The organism is Streptomyces sp. NPDC059564, from assembly GCF_042735575.1.
Classification (GTDB): Bacteria; Actinomycetota; Actinomycetes; order Streptomycetales; family Streptomycetaceae; genus Streptomyces.
In genome coordinates this window covers 1-1,348 of record NZ_JBHWBP010000643.1, presented here as the reverse complement: position 1 = coordinate 1,348, position 1,348 = coordinate 1, and the positions used below count along the sequence as shown (strand labels likewise).

Annotated in this window: 2 protein-coding genes and 1 pseudogene; all 3 read left to right on the top strand. The window is 76.3% G+C overall.

What is annotated here, in order from left to right; translation table 11 throughout:
- A pseudogene (locus ACFV0Q_RS41225) lies at positions 1 to 191 on the top strand (nucleotidyltransferase family protein); the annotation flags it as partial.
- Between the two features lie 7 nt (positions 192 to 198).
- Positions 199 to 1,125: an NAD-dependent epimerase/dehydratase family protein gene (locus ACFV0Q_RS41220; protein WP_385013205.1), complete on the top strand. Its 927-nt coding sequence runs from the start codon at positions 199 to 201 to the stop codon at positions 1,123 to 1,125.
- Positions 1,122 to 1,348: spherulation-specific family 4 protein (locus ACFV0Q_RS41215; protein WP_385013203.1), on the top strand; the 227-nt coding region annotated here is incomplete at its 3' end. The genes ACFV0Q_RS41220 and ACFV0Q_RS41215, both read left to right, overlap by 4 nt.

Below are 1,348 nucleotides of genomic sequence, written 5' to 3'. Positions count from 1 at the left end.
CCCTCGACGGCTACACCCCCGGCCTGCCGCTCGGCTTCGACGAGCTCGTCATCGACCTCCTGAAGGCCCAGAACCCGCCGTACGCCTACGACTTCGACGGCTACTGGCTGGACATCGGACGCCCCGACGACTACGACCGGGCCAATGCCGAGTTCACCAGCCGCAAGTCCCTGCTGCTGAAGGGAGCCTGAGCACGTCATGCGCATTCTCGTCCTGGGGCGCACCGGTTATCTCGGCGCCCACGTCGCCGACCGGCTGCGCGCCCTGCCCGACGTACGGGTCCTCGACGGCGGCCGCTCACCGGGCGCCGAGTTCGGCATCGACCTGGCCGCCGACCGGACCGAGCGGCTGGCCAAGACCCTGGCGGCGGCGGCCCCCGACGCCGTGGTGAACTGCGCGGGCGCGACCGGCGGCGACCCGGTCACGCTCGCCGAGGTCAACGCCCGCGGCCCCGCCGTGCTGTGCGCGGCCCTGCGGGAGGCCGCTCCGGCCGCCCGCCTGGTCCACCTGGGCTCGGCCGCCGAGTACGGCCCGGGCGCTCCCGGCGTCCGGGTGGGGGAGTCGGCGGCCACCCGCCCGGTCACCCCGTACGGAGCCACCAAACTGGCCGGCACGGTCGCGGTGACCGCCTCCGGGCTGGACGGGGTGGTGCTGCGCGTGGGCAATCCGGTCGGGCCCGGCGCACCGGCCACCGGCCTGCCCGGCAGGATCGCCGCCCTGCTGGGCGCGGCCGGCCCGGACCCGGCGGCGGTACTGCGGCTGGGCGACCTGTCCGCGTACCGCGACTTCGTCGACGTACGGGACGTGGCCCGCGCGGTGGAACTCGCGGTCACCGCCGCCGGGCCGCTCCCGCCCCTGCTGAACATCAGCACGGGAGACGCCGTGCCGGTCCGTGAGCTGGTGCACGGGCTGGCCCGCCGGGCGGGCTTCCGGGGGCGGATCGAGGAGAACACGAGCGGCGCGGCCGGCTCGCCGGGCTCGGCCCGCTCGGCGGAGGTGTCGTGGCAGTGCTCCGACATCACCGCCGCGTACCGGGCCCTGGGATGGCGTCCGGCCCTGCGGCTGGACGACATGCTCGCCTCGTTGTGGGAGGCGGCCCTCCGCGACGGCAGTCCCTTGCCATGAGCCTGCTGGTTCCGCTCTACGTCCACCCGGCCGAGGATCCGGGGGCCTGGGCACGGCTGATCGGGGCGGCGTCCCGGACCTACGCGGTGGTACTCAACCCCGCGAGCGGTCCGGGCCCGCGCCCCGATCCCGCGTTCACGGCGGCGGCCGCCCCCCCGCGCCCCGCCCGCGCCCGGCACCACCGCAACCATGACCCCCCCAACAGGACCCGCGACAGGGAGGA